15 protein-coding genes are annotated in these 20493 nt (G+C 48.0%); 4 read left to right on the top strand and 11 right to left on the bottom strand.

Annotated elements, in window-relative coordinates:
• Window positions 1-6: 6 nt before the first annotated feature.
• From essB to V6D41_RS13420, 3 genes are all read right to left on the bottom strand, one after another.
• Entirely contained in the window at window positions 7-1359 is a 1353-nt protein-coding gene (gene essB / locus V6D41_RS13430; RefSeq protein ID WP_333518523.1) for a type VII secretion protein EssB, read from the bottom strand.
• 14 nt (window positions 1360-1373) lie between these two features.
• Window positions 1374-1613, bottom strand: coding sequence for an ESX secretion system protein YukD (gene yukD, locus V6D41_RS13425; protein WP_010329928.1), 240 nt, complete (start codon window positions 1611-1613; stop codon window positions 1374-1376).
• A 70-nt stretch (window positions 1614-1683) separates the two neighbouring features.
• Entirely contained in the window at window positions 1684-1977 is a 294-nt protein-coding gene (locus V6D41_RS13420) for a WXG100 family type VII secretion target (protein ID WP_003220661.1), read from the bottom strand.
• 563 nt (window positions 1978-2540) lie between these two features.
• Here V6D41_RS13420 and adeR point away from each other — a divergent pair.
• From adeR to V6D41_RS13405, 3 genes are all read left to right on the top strand, one after another.
• Window positions 2541-3764, top strand: a complete 1224-nt coding sequence (adeR, locus tag V6D41_RS13415; protein ID WP_333518522.1) for a sporulation transcriptional activator AdeR — start codon at window positions 2541-2543, stop codon at window positions 3762-3764.
• Window positions 3765-3865: 101 nt separating this feature from the next.
• The gene (ald, locus tag V6D41_RS13410; RefSeq protein WP_333518521.1) at window positions 3866-5002 is read left to right on the top strand and encodes an alanine dehydrogenase; all 1137 of its coding nucleotides are present in this window, start codon (window positions 3866-3868) and stop codon (window positions 5000-5002) included.
• Window positions 5003-5115: 113 nt separating this feature from the next.
• Complete coding sequence (locus tag V6D41_RS13405; RefSeq protein ID WP_333518520.1) at window positions 5116-5793, top strand: YukJ family protein; 678 nt, start codon at window positions 5116-5118, stop codon at window positions 5791-5793.
• A gap of 61 nt (window positions 5794-5854) precedes the next feature.
• Here the strand turns inward: V6D41_RS13405 and V6D41_RS13400 are convergent, their stop codons facing one another.
• From V6D41_RS13400 to V6D41_RS13365, 8 genes are all read right to left on the bottom strand, one after another.
• Window positions 5855-6064, bottom strand: coding sequence for an MbtH family protein (locus V6D41_RS13400; RefSeq protein ID WP_087993294.1), 210 nt, complete (start codon window positions 6062-6064; stop codon window positions 5855-5857).
• A gap of 15 nt (window positions 6065-6079) precedes the next feature.
• Window positions 6080-13216, bottom strand: coding sequence for an amino acid adenylation domain-containing protein (locus V6D41_RS13395; RefSeq protein ID WP_333518519.1), 7137 nt, complete (start codon window positions 13214-13216; stop codon window positions 6080-6082).
• Window positions 13217-13235: 19 nt separating this feature from the next.
• Window positions 13236-14171: an isochorismatase gene (locus V6D41_RS13390; protein ID WP_333518518.1), complete on the bottom strand. Its 936-nt coding sequence runs from the start codon at window positions 14169-14171 to the stop codon at window positions 13236-13238.
• 31 nt (window positions 14172-14202) lie between these two features.
• Window positions 14203-15822, bottom strand: coding sequence for a (2,3-dihydroxybenzoyl)adenylate synthase (locus V6D41_RS13385; protein ID WP_333518517.1), 1620 nt, complete (start codon window positions 15820-15822; stop codon window positions 14203-14205).
• 28 nt (window positions 15823-15850) lie between these two features.
• Window positions 15851-17047: an isochorismate synthase DhbC gene (gene dhbC / locus V6D41_RS13380; protein ID WP_333518516.1), complete on the bottom strand. Its 1197-nt coding sequence runs from the start codon at window positions 17045-17047 to the stop codon at window positions 15851-15853.
• A gap of 25 nt (window positions 17048-17072) precedes the next feature.
• Complete coding sequence (locus tag V6D41_RS13375) at window positions 17073-17858, bottom strand: 2,3-dihydro-2,3-dihydroxybenzoate dehydrogenase (protein ID WP_333518515.1); 786 nt, start codon at window positions 17856-17858, stop codon at window positions 17073-17075.
• Window positions 17859-18055: 197 nt separating this feature from the next.
• Window positions 18056-18925 (bottom strand): ferri-bacillibactin esterase BesA, encoded by an 870-nt coding sequence (gene besA / locus V6D41_RS13370; protein ID WP_333518514.1) that lies wholly within the window; start codon window positions 18923-18925, stop codon window positions 18056-18058.
• A 213-nt stretch (window positions 18926-19138) separates the two neighbouring features.
• Entirely contained in the window at window positions 19139-19735 is a 597-nt protein-coding gene (locus tag V6D41_RS13365) for a sulfite oxidase-like oxidoreductase (RefSeq protein ID WP_333518513.1), read from the bottom strand.
• Between the two features lie 101 nt (window positions 19736-19836).
• On the opposite strand from V6D41_RS13365, the gene V6D41_RS13360 reads away from it, so the two are divergent.
• Entirely contained in the window at window positions 19837-20439 is a 603-nt protein-coding gene (locus V6D41_RS13360; protein WP_148963990.1) for a biotin transporter BioY, read from the top strand.
• The last annotated feature ends 54 nt before the right edge of the window (window positions 20440-20493 follow it).

The raw sequence follows: 20493 nt of genomic DNA, 5'->3' as shown, positions 1-20493 counted from the left end.
CTCACGTTATTTGTCATCTTTTTTCTCATCTTTCTTTTCTGTTTCTTTTTCTTTCTTCGCTTGTTCTTCTTTTTTCGCTTTTTCTTCGGCTGCGGCTTTTTCTTCTGCCGCTTTCTCTTCAGCTTGTTGTTTTTCTTTGTCTGTTTGTGTTTGTTGTTCGGTTGTACCAGTTGTTGAAGACTCAGTGTTCGATTCTTTTTTCTGTTCAGCGTTAGCTTTATTCACTTTATCAAGTTCGCTGTCTACAGAATCAAGTTCTTTTTGAGTTGCTTCATCATTACTATCCTCAGCTAAGAGCTGCTGTTTATATTTATAAAGGCCAAGCCAAATGTATGGGTTATACTCGAGCTTATGTCCAATACTGATCGCTTCTTTATAATCCCCTCTGCCAATATCAATCCAATAAAGGAAATGCTGCGGTTCAGATTGCAATGTCACCAGCTTCTCAATATTATCTCGTTGATAATCTAAAAGCTGTTTTTCAATTTCTACATAGGAATAAGCAAGCTGATACTGCACCGATTCCGGCAGGCTTTCCGCATCGTACTTCGACAGCGTGCTGATCACCTCACTGTACTGCTTGTTTAAGAAAGCGCGGTTGCTGTCCACTATCGCCTGGTGCTTTGGCTGTGCGAAAAATAAGGCGTACATCGAATAAATAAGCGCCGGGACCAGCAAAACAATAAGCCCCAGGCCGATGTATCGCTGGATGTTCCACTTCTTTCTTGGGATATGTATGTATGTTTTCGCTTTGGCTTCAAGCTGATCGATATGGGTTTGAATCAGCTCGAGCAAGTCTTCATAGGACGCCGCATCCAATATCGCCTTAGCCTCTGCGGAGAACGTCAGCGTTTCATTGAATTTCAGGTATTCTTCAAATGCAAAAGCGCCGTCAACTGCCAAAGCCGCTGCCGCTTTCAGCTCCCGCCACACTCTTTCCTCATCATGCTCGTAAGGAGGAATGCTTTCTTTTACTCCATAATGGAGAAAATAAGGCGTCAGCCCTTTATCGAATACAATGTTTTCAGGAGCGACAATCACATTCAGCCTCGACAGATTGTGCTGCTGTACAGCTTGGACAAGCTGATAGGCAAACTGCCATTTGCTTTTTTTATCTTTAGCTTTCATGAAGCGGAATGCTTTATAGGAGGGAGGAGGTTGGATTGTGATGATTACTTCATCATCCGTCACATCGATCTCTTTATGAAAAAATGGATTTACATCTTTGATCACGTTGGCTTCGAGACCGTCCAGAAGCTTTATTGTTTCCCGCTGAAAGGTAAATGTATAGCCGGCATCTGTTTTCTCGGCAACGGCTTCTAATTGGTTTTCTAAATATGATTTTTGTTTACCTGACATTCAACCAGATCCTTTCATAATATTTCAAGCCGGTCTCCGTTTGTAATGCCGCAATCAGACAGCTTGCATTCTCCGGAAAACACCGTATCCTTATTAACCACTCTGATCCAGTGCCCTTCGCGCGGAGGTATAGCTACGCTTTGAGCCTGCCAAGCAATATCAATTACTTTTTTCACCGGGTGGTAATCTGACAATCTGAGATCAAAGACACTGCCGTTATAATGTTTCAAATCTATTGTAATATCAATATACATTTTAGGATCACCCTTACATAGAAAGAGCGCCGTCTTCTGGTGAATCAGGCGCTCCTTCCCTTTCATACTGTTATCCGCGGATTTGATTTGCGATGTCTTGGTCAGTAGACTCAAGTGTATTTGCTGTTTGATCAAGCTGCTGATTCACATCTTGAAGCAAATCTGACATTTTGATAAATGAAGGTTTGAGCTGCTCGTATTGATCTGCGAACGCTTCGCTTGAAGCACCTTCCCACATGCTTTTCAAATCAGAGATCATACGGTTTAAACGATCAACCTGATTTAATACTTCTTGGCTTTCGACGCCGTATTGCTTCGCCATCGCTCTTAGCTCTTCGGGTGTGACACGAATTAATCCTGCCATATTCCTCATTACCTCCTGTGCCATCAGCCTAAATATGGGCTAATTCACTTATTTTTAGAACGTCATTATTATAAAAACAGTTTTCCGGCACAGTCAAACAAATATGTTTTAATTTTACAAAATGAGTCCAATGGTTTATCCCGGATCACTCAAAAATGACATATATTGTTAAACAAGTAGGTTCATTTTCTTAATCTTCTCTTCATTCTTCGAATAATCCAAAAGACCCAAATGATTCTCCAACTCCCAAAAAAAACCTTTCAGAAAATTTGATGCTACAGCACCATTTCTGAAAGGTTGAGTTTTTTCTTTCCTTAATTTTCGCCTCCGATGACCTTCTTAAAAGAATAGCCAGAATAAACTTTCACATCATATAAGGCGCAAAACTGCAGGCGATTACTCTGCCAATCATATATAAGACGTTTCTCTAGTATACCGTTTACTTTGTTGTTTGGCTCCCGCTCTTTGTTGTTGATTTTCACAAACAACAACAATCATAATAAAAGGTAGATAATGAGATGTCAAAGAGAAATCAAGCATGAAAAGTAGGGAGATTTGTGACCATGCCGAATGATCCGTTTAAATACAGTTTTGACAGACTTGAAGATGTGGCTGATCATATCAGCGACGTGCTGCGGTGCCCGATCACCATAGAGGATGTTAACCACAAGCTTCTTGCCTACAGCACACACAGCGACTGCACAGACCCTGCCCGGACGTCTACTATCATTGGCAGAAGAGTACCTGAGAAGGTCATTAATAAGTTGTGGAAAGACGGGACGATTCCAGCCCTCTTAAAAACGGACCAGCCGATCAGAGTAAAGCAAATAGATGATGTGGGGCTAAGCAACCGTGTTGCCATTTCGATTTGGAAAAACAGCCAAGTGCTTGGCTTCATATGGGCGCTTGAGATCCAAAAAACATTGTCTGACGATGATCTGATGACGTTGCAAATGGCGGCAAAAGCAGTGAGAAACAAGCTTCTCAAACTCCAAATCAGAAAAACAAAAAATGAAGAACGAAGCCAAGAGTTTTTCTGGAAAATGCTGACCGGACACATTCACCAGGAGCATGACATGGCGGATGGGTTCCACAAGCTTGGAATGGTTGCCCCTTCTGAGTTTTCCGTGATGATCATCCGGATAAACAGCGAACTGACGGAAAAAATCGAACAGCAACTGCAATATTTGCAGGAAACGACCCAGCAGGTTCACGTGCTGCTGACGACCGTAGATTCCAATGAACTCATTATTTTAACCGCCCCCAAAACAGAACACCCTTTTCAAGATTTAAAACAGTTTGCTTTGAGTACACAAAAACAGCTGAAGGAACGTTATAAAATAGAAGGCGCTTCTATCGCTTTTGGAGGAATATACAACTCTATTTCTTTTGTCTCCCGCTCGTATCAGGAAGCATTGTCCGTTTTAAAAGCGAAGGAACGGTTCGCAGAAGAGACCCAACATCTTTTCAGCTTTTCTGAGCTAGGCATTTATCAATACTTAGATGTCTTACATGAAAAACGGAAGCAGACGGGATATTTTAATTATTCGCTATCCAAACTGGAACAGTATGACCGGAATCACCAGTCAAATATGGTAGAAACGCTAGAACGTTTTATTGAAGCTGACAGCAACGTGAATACCGCTGCCAAGGTGTTAAATATACATGTTAATACATTGAATTACCGCCTCAAGCGTATCAGCCAGATCGCTGAAATCGATTTGAAAAATGTAAATCAAAAATTCACCATCTATTTAGATATTAAGCTTCGGCACATGGATTTGTGAAATTTCACAAATCCATGTTTTTTTATTTTCTTATTCAAACAAAGAATTTTCTAAAGAATCATTCTACACTAAAAACATCACGTATACAGGAGGAGACAGATATGATCATAGGGGTTCCTAAAGAGATAAAAAACAATGAAAACCGTGTCGCACTAACACCTGGAGGCGTTTCCCAGCTTATTTCAAACGGCCACCGGGTGCTGGTTGAAACAGGCGCGGGCCTTGGAAGCGGATTTGAAAATGAAGCCTATGAATCAGCAGGAGCGGAAATCATTGCCGAGCCGAAACAGGTGTGGGACGCCGAAATGGTCATGAAGGTAAAAGAACCGCTTCCGGAAGAATATGTCTACTTCCGAAAAGGACTTGTGCTGTTTACGTACCTTCATTTAGCCGCCGAGCCTAAGCTTGCGCAAGCCTTGAAAGATAAAGGCGTTACGGCGATCGCATATGAAACAGTTAGTGACGGCCGGACATTGCCGCTTCTGACGCCAATGTCAGAGGTTGCAGGCAGAATGGCAGCGCAAATCGGAGCTCAATTCTTAGAGAAACCTAAGGGCGGAAAAGGCATTTTGCTTGCCGGAGTGCCAGGCGTTTCCCGCGGAAAAGTAACGATTATCGGAGGAGGCGCTGTCGGCACAAACGCGGCGAAAATGGCTGTCGGCCTTGGTGCAGACGTGACCATCATCGACTTAAACGCAGACCGCCTGCGCCAGCTTGATGACATTTTCGGCCATCAGATTAAAACGTTAATGTCTAATCCGGTCAATATTGCAGATGCTGTGGCAGAAGCGGATCTTCTCATTTGCGCGGTCTTAATTCCGGGGGCTAAAGCTCCGACTCTTGTCACCGAGGAAATGGTAAAACAAATGAAACCTGGTTCAGTGATTGTCGATGTTGCGATCGACCAAGGCGGCATCGTCGAAACTGTCGACCATATTACCACGCATGATCAGCCGACATATGAAAAACACGGCGTTGTCCACTACGCTGTGGCGAACATGCCGGGCGCTGTCCCTCGAACATCAACAATCGCGCTGACGAACGTTACTGTTCCATACGCGCTGCAAATCGCGAACAAAGGAGCAGCAAAAGCGCTCGCAGACAATGCGGCACTGAGAGCTGGTTTAAACACAGCAAACGGACACGTGACCTATGAGGCTGTGGCAAAAGATTTAGGATACGAGTATGTGCCTGCCGAAAAAGCTTTACAGGATGAGTCATCTGTAGCGGGTGCTTAATTCACATTAAGCTTGCAGAAAGATTTTCTGCAGGCTTTTTTCATCTTTTAAAAGGAAAAGAGGAACCATTTCACGAACTAAAACGATGAACTTGATCATAAAGGAGGATTCATATGGCTGTTCAACAATATGGCGTTTTAAAAGGCATTGTCTTAGACATGAAGCGGGAAACAGATGATGACAGTCCTCATTTCCAAGTCAAAGTGCTCGGTGAAGAGAATACGTATTACAGGTGCGCCATCAATGTGATGTCCAGCTCTGAGGAATCTGAAGTATTGTATGTGGCTGACGATCAGTTTGATTCAAGCTCGATCACCATCCTTCCGAACATGCCGTATGGATATACAAGGATCAATGAGGCAAACCGTGAAGTGGCGCTCGATTATGTGCGGGGCAATTTGTTTGATCCGCGGGGAATGAAGCCTTTGCCTCATGAAATCACGGGGCCTGATAATGATTTAAATGATTTTATTGAAACGTATATGAAGAAAGCGCAAGAAGAGAAAGCGCCGGTTTATATATTCGGTTCAAAATTTGGGCCGGAACAGGCTGCGGATAAAATATTCGGCTTTACTCCGACCAACGGCATGCACAATATCCATATGAATCAAGGGAATGCAATGGATAGCCGCTGGAAAAAAGACAACGGCTCTTGGCATGACGGAGGCATTCTGATACAATTTGCCGATCAGTGGGCCGCTGTGTTTTTAGCGTTTTTATCCCAATCTTGGTGTACGGATGAAAACGGAAACCCGGTCAGAGATTGTGATCATACCCAAACGTCTGCGTAAGATAGAAAAAGAGACTGCGGCAAGCAGTCTCTTTTGTGCTATTACACATTTCTGTATGCTATTACACATTTCCAACAGGCTTTAAGCTGTTTGGCCTCATATCACTCCAATGCGATTGGATATAGTCCAGACAAGCTTCACGTCCTTTTTGCTCATGAACGACTGTCCAGCCGCTCGGCACATCTATAAATCCCGGCCATAGGGAATATTGGCCCTCTTCATTGATCAGCACCAAATATGTGCCATCCGTATTTTCAAAAGGATTTGCCATCTCTTTCTTCCCCCCTTATTTATTCATCTCTTCCAGTTTGACAGCGAGAACCTTGCCAATTTGAGCGAGCGGTGCCGGCTGACAAAGATCTTTATGGCGGCAGTCGATGTCGATTTGTTCAATGTGTCCGTTAATATAAGGCTTCCACGAATCCGGTTCAATCGGATCAAACCATTCAGGTATGATTGTTGATCTGAAAAACAAGACATTTCCACGGAAGGTTTTCGGCTTATATGAGCCTAAAATGCCGACAGAATTGACATACGTATTCTTCAGATTTAAAATGACTGATTCATCCAGACTCGCAAGCGCGCTGCCGTCACGGCGAAGAATCTCAATCGCCGTTTCAAAATCAAGCGGTTTGTCCCCTAAGCTGTCTGGATCGTACCCGCCTAACGCCAGAAGGGCAATAAGCGCTTCCTCATCATCCGGCGCCTCTTTTATGGGAAGAAAGTGGTTCGGATAGGCGTCCAGCATCACTAGCAGAGATATTTCTTCTCCTTGATTTTGCAGCTGAGTGGCCATGGCTTGAACGACATTCCCGCCCAGGGACCAGCCCAGCAGGTGGTACGGGCCTTTCGGCTGGACCGTTCGGATTTGTTTAATATAATCGGCAGCCATGTCATCAAGCGTTTTCGGAAGCTCCTCCCGTTGCCCGATTCCCCGGGCCTGCAAGCCGTAAATCGGATAATCTGTTCCTACATTGGTCATCAAACCAGCATAGCACCAGCTGAGTCCGCCTGCCGGATGAACACAAAATAAAGGAAGCTTGTCTCCGCTTGTTCGGAGCGGCAGCAGAACATCGAGTGCGCTTTGGCTTGTACCCATCTCAAGTCTTTCAGCAAGCCCGGCCACAGTCGGTGCTTCAAATAGGTTGCCAATGCTGAGTTCAACACCGAGCGCTTCACGAATGCGGCTCATCAGCTGAACAGCAAGCAAGGAATGTCCGCCTAAATCGAAGAAACGGTCATCAATACCGACACGCGGCAAGTGAAGCACTTCCATAAACAGATCACAGAGGATTTCTTCCTGCGGTGTTCTTGGTCCGCGTCCTGTCACCGCCGCTGCGAAATCCGGAGCGGGCAGCGCTTTACGGTCAAGCTTTCCGTTCGGTGTCAGCGGCAATTCTTTCATCGTCACAAAGGCGGAAGGCACCATGTAATCCGGCAGTCTATCAGCAGCATATTTGCGCAGTTCCGCTGTATCAAACGTTTCTTTCGAAGGGATAACATAAGCTGCCAAACGTTTATCTCCCGGCTGATCCTCACGAACGATCACTGCCGCATCTTCAAGCTGTGAATGCTGAACTAGCGCGGCTTCAATTTCTCCCAGTTCAATCCGGAAGCCTCGAATTTTCACTTGGTGATCGGCACGGCCGACATAGTCGAGAGAACCGTCAGCGCGGAGGCGGGCCACATCGCCAGTGCGATACATCCGAGTGCCCGGAGGACCGAATGGATCAGCTATGAAGCGTTCCGCTGTTAAACCAGGCCGTCCCAGATAGCCTCGTGCTAATCCCGCTCCTGATACATACAGCTCTCCGGCAACACCCGGCGGAACCGGCTGCAAGCGCTCGTCCAGCACATATACGCTAAGATCGGGAATCCCGCAGCCGATCAAACTGTTTGCCCGTAAAGCTGCAATGCTTCGGTCTAATTCGATATAGCTCACATGCACAGTCGTTTCAGTAATCCCATACATATTGATCAGCTTCGGTCTATTTTCAGGGTGGCGATTATACCAATCCTCTAAACGGCTGAGTTCAAGCGCTTCTCCGCCAAAAATGACATAGCGCAGACTGAGCGCCTGTCCGAAATCCGCCTGCTCTCGTTCTGCCTGCATCAACTGATAGAAAGCAGACGGTGTCTGATTCAGAACGGTCACACCTTCTTTTACAAGCAGGCGCAGAAACGCTTCCGGCGATCTGCTGACATGATGGGGCACGATCACAAGACGTCCGCCGTGCAGCAAAGGACCCCAAATCTCCCACACCGAAAAGTCAAACGCATAGGAATGGAACATGGTCCAGATATCGTCCGAGCTGAAATGGAACCAGTGGTCGGTCGCTGCAAATAAACGCGTTACGTTTTGATGAGGAATCATCACACCTTTTGGAACTCCCGTTGAACCGGATGTATAAATGACATACGCCGTATTCAAAGGAGAAAGCGGCTGAATCCGATCCGTATTATTCGGATTCTCAGCAGAGTATGTGTTTAGTTTCTCTTCCAGTACCGGATCATCCAACACGATTTTCGGCACGTTTTCCGCTGATGGAATATGCTCCGCAGCTTTTGTGTTCGTCATAATAAACGCGGGCTGTGCATCTTTCAGCATAAATGCGATTCGGTCAGCCGGATAGTCCGGATCGAGAGGCAGATAAGCCGCGCCGGCTTTTAGCACCGCTAATAGCCCGACAGCCATCTCCAGTGATCGGGGCATTGCTAATGCCACAAATTGCTCCGGTCCGACGCCTTTGCTGATCAGCATTCGGGCAAGCCGATTTGCTCGTTCATTCAGCTCTGCATAGCTCAGCGCCTGATCTTCATAAACAACGGCAATGGCATCTGGACTTAAAGCTGCCTGTTTCTCAAACTGCTCCGGCAAACTTGCGTGCGGAATCTTTTCAGAAACACTTCGCCAATCTGTCACCATGCTGCTGCGCTCCTCCGGTGCAAGAATGTCCAGATTTCCGATTTGCTGGTCAGGATCAGACTCGGCAGCCTCCAGCAGGCGCATCAGACGGTCAGCAAGAGCCTGGGCAGTTTCCCGCTTGAAAAGATCAGTGCTGTACTCGAGCAGTCCCTCCAATCCGTTTGGTGTCCCGTCAGCAAGCCGGTTTTCACTGATTTCCAGCGTCACATCAAACTTGGCAGAACCGACACTGTTGATTCGCAGGCTGCTTTCCATGTCAGGAAGATGCAGTTCAGCGTCTGGTGTGTTTTGGAACGCAAGCATAATTTGGAATAAAGGATGCGTTGCCCGCGAACGAGCCGGATTGAGCACCTCTACAAGTCTCTCAAACGGCAGGTCCTGATTTTCATAAGCTGCCAGATTCACTTCCCGCACTCTGTCAAGAAGCTGACGGAAGCTGGGGTCACCGGACGTATCGGTTCTGAGCACCAATGTATTGATAAACAGCCCCACAAGATCGCCCAGCGCATCATCATTCCGCCCCGCGATCGGACTGCCGATCGGGATATCAGTGCCCGCCCCGAGCCTTGTCAATAAAGCGGCCAGGCCGGATTGAAGCACCATAAACAGGCTCACCCTATTTGTACGAGCCAGCTCCTGCAATCGCTTGTGAAGCTCAGGCTCAATGCGAAAATGAATCGTATCCCCATCATGACTCGGCTCAACCGGACGTGAATAATCGGTTGGCAGTTCAAGCTGATCAGGCAAATTCTTCAGGGTTTCTTTCCAGAAATCAAGCTGTCCGGCAATCAAACTATTTGGATCATCCCCGCTTCCAAGCAGTTCTTGCTGCCAAAGCGCATAGTCTGCATACTGCACAGCAAGGGGCGCCCATTCGGGAGGTCTTCCATGACAGCGAGCCGCATAAGCTGCCCCAAGATCGCGGGTCAGCGGCGTTAAGGACCAGCCGTCCCCGACAATATGATGTAAGAGGAGAAGCAACACGTATTCGTCAGGACCAATGATAAAAAGCTCTGCACGAAAAGCAGGTTCAGCTGCAAGATCAAAACTGTAGCGCACAGCTTCAGCAAGCCGCTCAGAAAGCTCCTTCTCAGCAATTTCAGTAACATGTAAATCAGGACGTGCTTGATCAGCCTCCAAAATATGCTGATAGGATGTCCCTTGTGATTCAGGGAAAATCGTCCGAAGGCTTTCATGGCGGCAGACGAGATCATATAGTGCCGCTTTCAGCACTTCTTGATCCAGCTCACCCGACAGACGGACAGCAACCGGAATATTATAAGTAGGGCTCGGTCCTTCCAGACAATGGAGGAACCATAGCCGTCGCTGAGCAAAAGAAAGCGGGATATTATCAGGCCGCTCGGCTCTCTGCAATGTGGGCCGTGCACTCTGCGCCTGATCGAGATGTACAGCAAGTCCGGCGACTGTCGGTTCGTCAAAGAGCTTTGCGATACCGAGTTCGGCCCCCATTACCTCGCGAATACGGCTCATCAAACGGGCCGCAAGAAGAGAGTGACCGCCCAGCTCGAAGAAACTGTCATCAATGCCGACACGGGCCAGGCCAAGAACCTCGGCAAATAAGTCACACAATATTTCTTCCTGAGGAGTCCGCGGTCCCCGATCGCTGATAGATGTGCTAAAATCAGGCGCTGGCAGTGCTTTTCGATCGAGCTTGCCATTCGGTGTTAATGGCAGTTCGTCCATCTCCACAAACGCCGCCGGCACCATATAATCAGGAAGACTGGCACCCACATATCGGCGAAGCTCGGCAGTATCAATAGCCGAAGCAGAGACTACATATGCGACTAACCGTTTGTCTCCCGGCTGATCTTCCCGAACGACAACCGCGGCTTGTTCAATGTCCGGATGCTTGGCAAGCACGGCATCAATTTCTCCAAGTTCAATTCGGAACCCGCGAATTTTGATTTGATGATCCGCCCGCCCGATATAATCCAAAGACCCATCAGTGCGCCAGCGGGCCTGATCTCCGGTCCGATACATCCGAGCCCCCGGCGGTCCGTACGGATCTGCAACAAAACGCTCAGCCGTTAAATCAGGGCGGCGGAAATAACCTCTAGCCAAGCCGGTTCCTGCAATATAAAGCTCTCCGACAACGCCCGGCGGAACCGGCTGTAAACCGTTATCAAGCACATATACCTGCGTATTCCAAATCGGTTTGCCAATCGGCGGAACGCCCTTCAGCCCTTCTTCAAGGAAAGCTGCTGCAGACCAAATCGTTGTTTCAGTAGGTCCATATAAATTCGTGACTGGACAATGAAGCTCTTGAAGCGCCTGCAAAAGGCCGCTCGACAGCGCCTCGCCTCCGACAAGCACTCTGAGCCCCCGAAGTGTCTCAGGTTCATTCATCACCAATGCGTGCCATAGTGTCGGTGTCGCCTGCATGATGCTGATATCGAAATATTCAATCATTTGAGCCAATGCCTGCGGCTCACGGATCGTTTCTTTCTTTGCGATCACGATTTGCGCGCCGCTGATAAGCGGAAGATATAACTCCAATGCTGAAATATCAAAAGCGACAGTCGTCACAGCCAACAGCCTGTCTTCTTCTCCTAGAGAAAATGCCTCCTGCATGGACAGCAGAAAATTGCTTAAGCTTTTCAGCGTAACAACGACACCCTTCGGCCTTCCTGTTGATCCTGAGGTATAGATGATATACGCAGGATGGGCAAGAGAAACCGATACATTCGGATTGTCAGGCGAATAGCGTTTTAGAACCTCCTGCGTAACAGCCTGATCAAGCACAAGCTGCGGTACTGACAGGTCATCAGGCAGACGGGCTGCTATTTCCTCAGTCGTTATGATACATGAGGGGTTTGCATCCTCGAGCATGTAAGAAATTCGGTCGGCCGGAAACTCCGGATCAAGCGGAAGATACGCCGCTCCAGTCTTTAGTACAGCTAGCATCGAAGCTACCATCTCCGGAGAACGCGGCAGCGCCAAAGCGACAAATTGCTCCGGACCAAGACCTTTTTCAATTAAAAGGTGCGCGAGGCGGTTTGCCTCCTCATTCAGTTCTTGATAGTTTACTTGAACGTCATCACATAGGAGAGCGATACGCTTTGGCGTAAGGATTGCCTGCTTCTCGAACATGTCCTGAAGGCTGAGCAGCTTCTCAGATTTCCCTGTCTCATTCCATTCACGAATGACTTGTTCTTTCTCCTCTGGTAATAGAAGCTCCATTTGCCCAATCAGCATATCCTCCCCGGCTGAAGCCGTTTGCAGCAGCTGTAAGATCCGCTGCTGATGATGTTTAATATCAGACTCACTGTATACCTCAGGATTCGCATCTACATCAATCCGCAGCCCGCTGCCGTCCGTTCTGTCATATACATTGATGGATAGATCATCGACAGGACCGGCTGAAAGGTTATGCGTTGTTCCTCGGGCCCCGGCAAAGTCAAGACCGTAATCAAATGGCATGAGATTGATTTGCGGGCCAAATAATCTATTGTTTTCTCCTATCAATTTTAGATCGCGCCGAAGCTCTTCATGGCGATACTTATGATGTCGCCGAATACTGCGGATTTCCCGGGAAATTTGCTGAATAAGCTCTGAAAAGCTCATCGAAGAGCTGACAGACAGCCGGAGCGGGAGAAGATTCATCACCATAGCCGGCACATTCAGCGATGCGGACCCTATCCGTCCCATCATGGGCAGACCGAGCACAATATCCTCAGAGCCGGTCATACGGTGCACATAAACAGCTGACACCGCAACCACGACTTCATGCCAGCTTCCTGAGAAATAGCGCGCCGCTTCTTTTAACGCGTTTACATCAGATAGAGGCAAATACGCCGTATGACGAAGAAAGCTGTTAGATGTTCTTGGAGCCCGATCAGCCAAACTCACAACTTCAGGGCCATCAGCAAAACGATCCAGCCAGAATTGACGATCCTTCTCATACTGCTCTGATGCGCGATAATCTGCATCCTCCTCCAATATGGCCTGAAGAGCCCCAAAGGAACGGCCATCAGTTGATTGTCCTTTCATAAGCGCGGCATACGTACTTGCCACACGCTGGGCAATCAGGGAAAAGCCGAAGCCGTCGATCGCAATATGGTGAATGCGCTGATACCAAAAGAAACGATCAGGCCCGGCTATAAACAGAGCTTCGTTGAACAAAGGGTCATATCCTAAATCGATCGGCTTTGCCAAATCTGTCTTCATCCAGTTTAATGCTGTTTTTACCGGATCAGGCTCAGAGCTGACGTCAATGATGTGCAGCTGTACATCCGGAGACGGGTTTATCTTCTGCCAAGGCCCGTCCATCTTTTCACCGAAGCGGACATGCAGCGATTCCGCTTCCTTTATCACGTGCCGCACTGCTTCTTCAAAAAGAGCAATATTGATTGGTCCATTGATTTCTATATATTCCGCTGTATTGTAGATTGGATTGTCCGGATCAAGCTGCTGAGCAAACCATATGCCGGTTTGCGCTCCGGTCAAAGAATATTGAAGGTCTTTTGTATCAGGCATCCGTTTGTTTACCCTCCCTTTATAAATAATCCGCGTTTGGCAGCACTTGCTGGCTGCGGGTTGTGAGCAATTTTTGCCATTCTTCGATCGTCGGGCGTTCAGCCAGTTCCACGAATGTCACCTCGACTCCTTCGCGGCGCCATTGTTCTACTAATGTCATGATCCTTACCGAATCAAGCCCACGGTCGAGCAAATCCTCTTGATCTGCAATATCTTCAGGTGTTTCTTGAAGAAGCTCAGCGATTTGTTTACGGATATTCTCACATGTAAACACTGCTTTGCCAGTCGTCACTGACGTTTTCTGAGCAGGTTCAGGCGCATTCTTCAGCTGATCGAGAAGACTGTCGGTCATCACAGTAAACGCGCAGCGCCCAGCCGCATAGTCCAACGCCATTTGATGTTTTTCTAATGAAAAATCAGCAACTGCATCTCCCACAAAAAATGCTTCGATATCCTCCATAAATGCTTCACATGCTGTAACGAGACAGCCAATATGGGCGTAAATCCCGGAAATGATCAGCTGATCGCGCCCCTCTTTTCGCATAATCTCAAGCAGATTCGTTCTCTTAAACGCGCTGTATCTCCATTTTGTCAGCACGATATCATCATCATCCGGTGACAGCTCGTTTACAATTTTCTCCTCATAAGGGCCGCTGTTTAACCCTGGGCCCCAAAAGTCTGTCAGCAGCGCCCGGTCTTCCGGATTTTGACTTCCCGGCTGCGCGGTATAGACAACAGGAATCCCCAGCTGGGCACATTGGTCCTTCAGCTTGCGTATATTCGCTGAAAGCTCTGTTACCGGAGACGCTCCCGCTGTGAAAGCATCGACAAAATAGTTTTGCATATCGTGTATTAACAGAACTGCCCGATTTGGATCAGGCACCCATGAAACTTTGTTTTGCGGCATATCAGACGCTGTCGGCATTTGATACGGCTGAATGGCAGGTATAGCCATTTGAACACTTCCTCTCAACTTGTTGTTTGTTTTATTTTTTTGATCCTGCAAGAAGCTTCTCGGCAATGGCTTCACGAAGCGCTTTTTTGCTGACTTTTCCTACCCCTGTCTGCGGGAAGGATTCGACAAATTCAATGCGGTCGGGAATTTTGTATGCAGCCAGTCCGCGCTCTCTCAAAAAAGCTTTAAGCTCTGCGGATTTCGTCCCTTCATCCCTGAGAATAATGAACACACAAGATCTTTCGCCAAGAAATTGGTCAGGCATTGAGACCATTGCGGCATCGTGGACAGCCGGATGTGCCAGAAGATGATTTTCTACTTCTTCAGCCGCCACTTTTTCTCCCCCGCGGTTAATTTGATCCTTCGCTCTGCCTTCAACGACAATATAGCCGTCTGCTGTCAGTCTAACGATATCACCCGTGCGGTAAAAACCGTCCTCAGTAAAAGAAGTGGCATTATGCTCATCTGCCTTATAGTAACCCCGAATCGTATACGGCCCCCGCGTAAGCAGATGCCCTGTTTCACCAGGTTTCACGTCACGATCCTGATCATCCCAAACACGCACTTCGTCATATGGGGACATCGGTTTTCCCTGGGTGTTGACAATGACTTCCTCAGGGTCATCCAGTCTCGTATAATTGACGAGACCCTCTGCCATTCCGAACACCTGCTGCAGCGTGCAGCCGAAAACAGCTTTAACCTTGCGCGCGGCCTCAACACTGAACTTGGCGCCGCCCACCTGCAGCACTTGAAGGCTGGATAAATCGTCATCGCGTGAAGATGCGGCATCCATCCATACCATTGCAAGGGGCGGAACAAGAGCGGTAATCGTGACTTGTTCCCGTTCAATCAAAGGAAACGCGTCATCAGGACTTGGAGAAGGAGATAATACCACTCTTCCTCCGGCATACAACACGCCGAGAACCCCGGGAGAGCTCAGCGGGTAATTGTGCGCCATCGGCAATGCTGCCAAGTACACCGTACTGTGATCGAGCCAGCAGACCTCTGCACTCCGCCGCAGACTGTATATGTAGTCATCGTGAGTCCGCGGGATCAGTTTTGATAAGCCGGTGCTTCCTCCAGAAAGCTGAAGGAACGCCACATCCGAAGAGCTGACTTCAGGCCGTTTAACAGGTTCTGTATGCAAATCCTCCAGCGGCAAAAATTCCTCTGTTTCACCTGCGACAATGACGTGTTTCAAAGACGGCAGCTTGCTTTGAACCTGTCTGGCAAGTGAACGGTAGTCAAAACCGGAATAAGAGTCTGGAATGATGTAAGCAGCCGCTTCAGCAAACTCGCAAAAATATGTAATTTCACTGCTTCGATGAGAAGGCAGTGCAAAGACTGGGAGCGCCCCCAAACGGAAGAGCGCGAAAATGACCTCAAAAAACTCTGCGATATTCGGGAGCTGCACTACGACACGATCCATCTGTTGAATGCCGAGCTTTTGAAATCCGGCAGCCAGACGATCAACCCTTGTGTCAAGCTCTTGATAGCTCCAATGTGTGTTTCCGCATGTAATGGCAATGCGATCACCATGTTTGGCAGCCCTGTCCCTTAACATATCTCCAAACGTCTCGCCGGCCCAGCAGCCGTTCTTCCGATATGTCTCAGCTACCTCATCAGGCCAAGGAGTAAATCCATTCAGCATGTTGTATCCCTCCAGCAATTCATTCTGATCATATATGATTCACGCCCATTGCCCGCAGCATTGTCTGAAACTTCGCGGATGTCTCCTGAAGCTCGTCCTCTGGTTTTGATCCGGCAACAACACCCGCTCCTGCATACAGGCGAAGTGAGCGTTCTTCTGCCTCTGCGCAACGAATCGTAACGATCCATTCTCCGTCACCCGCGTCATCACACCAGCCGACCATGCCGGTAAAGAAACCGCGGTCAAACGGTTCAATGCTGAGAATCGCTTCTCTTGCAAGATCAGTCGGTGTTCCGCAGACGGCCGGCGTCGGGTGGAGCGCCGCTGCCAATTCCAGTGCGGTCACCGACGGATCGGAAAGCTCTCCCTTAATCACGCTGGACAAATGCCACATCGTCTCCGTTTTGATCAGTGAAGGTTTCTCCGGAATATCCAGCGTCCGGCAGAAAGGCCGGAGCGCTGCCGCAACCGCGTCAGCCACAACCGCATGCTCATGGAGATCCTTAGCGGAAGAAAGCAATTCGGCAGCCCGGCGCTCGTCTTCAGCCGGATTATCACTGCGAGGCCTTGAGCCGGCTAATGGATTGGAAACGACCTGAGTTCCCCTTCTTGAAACGAGAAGCTCCGGACTTGCACCGAGCAAAGTTCGGCTCGACGACGTTTCCGCTTGTCTGGACACGTCCGCGGCAAACGTGTAGCCATGCGTATTATGCTGCGCCAGATGTCTAAGCAGTTCATCCGTCTGAATCGGTTCAGACGATGTCAAATGCAGCGATCTGGACAGGACAATCTTGCTGAGTGTCCCATCGGCAATGCGCGCCAGTCCTTGTTCGACACCATTTTTATACCCTTCCGGTGCAGGAACAGGCTCTATGTGGTATGTATGCTCAGGCTGCTGCTCCTTCTCCGCATAATCAAATTGAAGCGGTCCAGACCAGCGCACTTCTTCAGGAACAACAAGCCGAGCTGCTTTTACATGATCAAAAGGAACGGCTCCGACAACAAGCGGACGGCTTTGCCCCGACTGCTTTGCTTGACGCAGCGTCTCTGCAATACGGCCGGAAAGGGTTTCTATTTGGTTTTGCCCTTCTGCCTCCGGTACGATTTCACTAATGCCTTTCGCTAACAGCACGCGATGGGGAGAAGCTAAGAAAAAAGCACCCGGCTGATACTCATGAAGCAAATGCTCCGCTTTTGTTCCTGGTACAACGTTTTGTTCCAACATTCTCATGAACCTCCTTTAAAATGAGTTACACACCTAAGGTCGCGCCGCCATCTACACATAAATTATGCATCGTAATATGCCCCGCCTGGTCAGAAACCAAAAAGAGCACGGCATCCGCAATATCCGAAGGCTGAGCCAGTTTTTTCAGCGGGATTCCCGTCTTAAATGTCTCAAGTGATCCTTTTATGACTTTCTCCGCTCCGTTTTCATCGGCCCATAATAACCACTGCATGTCTGTTTCGGTTGATCCGGGAGACACAATATTGCAGCGAATATGATATTCTGCAAGCTCAAGGCCAAGGCATTTCGTAAACATCACAGCCGCAGCCTTTGAAGAGGCATATGCCGCCATAGATGTTCTTGGCACACCCGCAGCATTCGATCCGACCGTTACAATCGAACCCGATCTCCGGTCCATCATATATTTGCTGACTGAACGCGAGACGTTAAACACGCCGGTCGAATTCACTGAGAACGTGGCCTCCCATTCCTCATCACTGAGTGTATGGATTAGCCCCGGGCGAAGGACACCCGCTACATTCACCAAAATATCGATCGGCCCCATTTCACGTTCGATGCGGGCCGTGATGTCGTCAATCGCCGCGCTGTCTCTCACATCCGCGGGAAAGGCTTCCGCATGGCAGCCATCCGCTTTGAGACTGTCCACAACCTTTTGCAGCTTTTCAGGATGATAATCAACTGCCGCAATGTGTGCGCCTTGACTGGCAAGCGTCCGAGCAACAGCTTCACCTATCCCTTGGGCAGCTCCTGTTATCAACGCAATTTTGCCCTCTATACCCTTTGTATTCATGTCATCAATTCCTTTCTTCGCTTATGCCGGACGGACATCCAGCGAAAAAACTGCTGCGCCTTGAAAAGAAAAGCACAATTTATTGATAATGATTATCATTATCAATTATAAAAATAATCATATCCAATTGTCATGTGACAGTCAAATATAATTTCAATGACGAATATTTTATATGTATTAGCGAGGCTGAGAATATCTCAGCCCATTGACATATGCGGTCCGTCAGGGTGAAGCGCAAAACGCAGCGCCCTGCTGACCAAAACAGGAAGAACCGAAATATGCCCTTCTCCTGAAAACTCGCAAAATTCTGCCCGCATGCCTTGTTCAGATAAAGCGGCCAGCCGTTCGTAAAGCTCCCTCGCATTATCGTTTATCCGGCTTTTATGATGCTGCTCTAATTCACCTGCAGCAAGCAAGATATTGATAGGCTGATTGTTTTTCTTGAAGCGGGAGGCGAAATGGCTCGTTTTCTCGAGAATAAATGGCTTATTCCAATGAATAGACGGACTTCCCGCGACATACGTTTGAAACGCATCCGGCGCTGTTAACAGCACCTGCAGCACGAACAGACCGCCAAGCGAGTGGCCAAAGATCGTTTGTCTGTTTCTGTCAATCTGGCAATCTCGTTCTATCTCCGGTTTTAGATCCTCCTCAATAAATCTGAAAAAGCCCTCTGCCCCGCCATGCTCCGGCCATTCTTTGCCGTCGGGTCTTTCCGGCAGCTTCGATTGAGCCGTCGGCATTGTAAAATCCCGGTGACGCGTTGAGGAGAACGGTTCTGCTGTCTCATAGCCAATGCCGACGATCACAGCAGGGATCACTCCGGTTTTTTCAGGACGGCGCCCCTGTATGCGAACAGCTTCCGCCATCGTTCCAAAGACAGAATTGGCATCCAGCAGATAAATAACCGGATAACCAGCGGGCGGCGGCGGGGTACTCGGTTTCGAAATGAAAATTTGGTAGACACGGTTTTCAGTGCTTGAAGATATCATACGCACTTCCGTCCCAGGAATGGTAAATGCGTCTTGCGTCCCGCCTTTCACTCTGTCTGTTGTTTTCTCATTCATGCAGTACGACATTCCTCTCCTTAAACTAAATCGCAATATATGATAATGATTTTCACTATCAACTAGACAACTCAAATAATAGGTTTTCTTCCAAAGAAAGTCAACTTTTTTCCAATTAAAAAAGGCACCTTCATCAAATAAGGTACCTAAAGACTATCTATATGGAAATAAAAACCTTATAAAGATGCAGATTGTCCTGCCAAAAATAGAACCTTAATCCCATGTAAATCTTTGATTTTGCCAAGGGTCGCCTCTCATGTGATAGCCGTTCTGCTCCCAAAAGCCAGGGTGATTCTCTTTCGTAAATTGGATGCCGCGCAGCCACTTGGCGCTTTTCCAAAAATACAGATGCGGAAATACGCCCCGCAGCGGGAAGCCGTGTTCAGGCGTTAAAGGCTCGCCATTATGGGCATAAGCCAGAAGTGAGGTTTCAGCCTTGAAATCATCAAGCGTGAGATTGGTCGTCCAGCCCTCTTCCGCATGTAAAATGACGTAACCCGCTTCTTCTTTTACACCCGCTTTTTCCGCTATATCGCGAGCCCGCACGCCTTGCCACACATTATCAAGCCTTGACCAGCCAGTGACGCAGTGAATGTCATTTTTCGATTCGTACTGAGAAAAGGCCTTAACATCTTCGAAACTCAACAGCATCGGCTGGTCAACCAATCCATATACTTGCAGATTCCATTTGGTCATATCTTCGTAATATGGGACATTTCCAGTATGAAGCACAGGAAATGAGGTTGTGACGTTTTGATTTGGCGGCACTCTCCCAGATTGGTCAGTCTGTTTTGTTTTTCCGAAATACATATGGAGACCTCCTTTTGTTAACCTTATTTCATTTTATGTTGACAATATATCCATTCTTTATTACTCTATGATTGTGTATGTCAACCTAAGGGGGAACAACAATGAAACAACAAAAACTTCGTGCGGGAGATATGGCCCTGATCGGCATGTTCGCCGCACTTATGGCTGTCGGCGCCAACATTACATCAGTGGCACCCTTTTTACAAGTAGCCGGCATTCCGCTTTCAATGCAGCCATTCTTCTGTATTTTGGCGGGTTTGTTGCTCGGCAGCAAACGAGCAGGGATTGCCATGATTGTATATGCGCTTGTCGGATTGGCCGGAGCGCCTGTGTTTGCTCAATTTTCAGCGGGCTTCGCACCGTTTGCCGGAAAAAGCGGCGGATTTATTCTCTCATACATCCCAGCGGCGTATGCAGCTGGATGGTTTTTAGAACGCAAAATGCAGCCGAGCAACATCCGATTTTTGATGGCTTCTCTTATCGGAACCGCCATCATGTATATCATCGGGACTACCTATATGTATCTTGCGCTGAAGCTGTGGATTCATACGCCAGTGAGCTACGGCACGGCTTGGGGCTTTATGACTTGGTTTATGGTCAAAGACACGGCGCTGGCTGTGGTGCTGGCGTTTATCGCACCTGCGATCTACCGCTCTATTCAAAAAGCAACCGGCTTTAATAGAAATCACATATCGTCCACGTAAAAAATCATTCTCTTGGACGGTTTTTTTATCATAACGAGAAAAGGCTCCCCAGTA

It is taken from the genome of Bacillus sp. 0102A, assembly GCF_036765155.1.
GTDB lineage: Bacteria > Bacillota > Bacilli > Bacillales > Bacillaceae > Bacillus > Bacillus subtilis_G.
This window is presented reverse-complemented; position numbering and strand designations above follow the sequence as displayed.

Coding starts and splice junctions, on each gene's coding strand:
- V6D41_RS13375 (WP_333518515.1), bottom strand. CDS start 17,858: ATGAATACAAAGGGTATAGAGGGCAAAATTGCGTTGATAACAGGAGCT.
- V6D41_RS13420 (WP_003220661.1), bottom strand. CDS start 1,977: ATGGCAGGATTAATTCGTGTCACACCCGAAGAGCTAAGAGCGATGGCG.
- V6D41_RS13395 (WP_333518519.1), bottom strand. CDS start 13,216: ATGCCTGATACAAAAGACCTTCAATATTCTTTGACCGGAGCGCAAACC.
- dhbC (WP_333518516.1), bottom strand. CDS start 17,047: ATGTTGGAACAAAACGTTGTACCAGGAACAAAAGCGGAGCATTTGCTT.
- essB (WP_333518523.1), bottom strand. CDS start 1,359: ATGTCAGGTAAACAAAAATCATATTTAGAAAACCAATTAGAAGCCGTT.
- V6D41_RS13385 (WP_333518517.1), bottom strand. CDS start 15,822: ATGCTGAATGGATTTACTCCTTGGCCTGATGAGGTAGCTGAGACATAT.
- besA (WP_333518514.1), bottom strand. CDS start 18,925: ATGAATGAGAAAACAACAGACAGAGTGAAAGGCGGGACGCAAGACGCA.
- V6D41_RS13390 (WP_333518518.1), bottom strand. CDS start 14,171: ATGGCTATACCTGCCATTCAGCCGTATCAAATGCCGACAGCGTCTGAT.
- V6D41_RS13365 (WP_333518513.1), bottom strand. CDS start 19,735: ATGTATTTCGGAAAAACAAAACAGACTGACCAATCTGGGAGAGTGCCG.
- yukD (WP_010329928.1), bottom strand. CDS start 1,613: ATGTATATTGATATTACAATAGATTTGAAACATTATAACGGCAGTGTC.
- V6D41_RS13400 (WP_087993294.1), bottom strand. CDS start 6,064: ATGGCAAATCCTTTTGAAAATACGGATGGCACATATTTGGTGCTGATC.
- V6D41_RS13405 (WP_333518520.1), top strand. CDS start 5,116: ATGGCTGTTCAACAATATGGCGTTTTAAAAGGCATTGTCTTAGACATG.
- V6D41_RS13360 (WP_148963990.1), top strand. CDS start 19,837: ATGAAACAACAAAAACTTCGTGCGGGAGATATGGCCCTGATCGGCATG.
- ald (WP_333518521.1), top strand. CDS start 3,866: ATGATCATAGGGGTTCCTAAAGAGATAAAAAACAATGAAAACCGTGTC.
- adeR (WP_333518522.1), top strand. CDS start 2,541: ATGCCGAATGATCCGTTTAAATACAGTTTTGACAGACTTGAAGATGTG.